This window comes from Chloracidobacterium sp., from assembly GCA_025057975.1.
Classification (GTDB): Bacteria; Acidobacteriota; Blastocatellia; order Chloracidobacteriales; family Chloracidobacteriaceae; genus Chloracidobacterium.
In genome coordinates, this window is record JANWUV010000075.1 from 1 (window position 1) to 519 (window position 519).

Consider the following 519-nt stretch of genomic DNA (forward strand, 5'->3'; position numbering starts at 1 on the left):
TCCGCTACCACCGCATCATCATCATGACGGATGCGGACGTGGACGGCTCGCACATCCGCACGCTGCTGCTCACCTTCTTTTACCGCCAGATGCCGGAGCTGGTCGAGCGCGGGCACATCTACATCGCGCAGCCCCCGCTCTACAAGGCGCGGCTCGGGAAGGACGAGCGCTATCTCAAGGACGAGCACGAGCTGAACGAGTTCATGCTGCGCCAGGCGCTGGTCGACGCCGCGCTCGTGCCGGCGGCGCGGCGCGAGCCGATCGCGGGCGAAACGCTCGCGGAACTGGCGCGCTCGTACCTGCTCTCGGAGGCGGTGATCGAGCGCGTCTCGCGCTGGATCGACCGCGACGCGCTCGTCGCGCTGCTGCGCGGCGTGCGCGTGGACCTCGCGCGGCGCGAGGCGGCGCTCGCCTCGGCCGAGGCGCTCGGCGAGGCGCTCGGTGCGAGCGGCGCGCGCGTCGCGGCGCACTTCGACCCGAAGACCGAGCGCTACCAGATCCGCATCGAACGCACGCGGC

1 protein-coding gene is annotated in these 519 nt (G+C 71.5%); it reads left to right on the forward strand.

The window, feature by feature from the left end:
- On the forward strand, window positions 1-519 hold a 519-nt coding region (locus NZ585_15170), incomplete at both ends, for a toprim domain-containing protein (protein MCS7081368.1).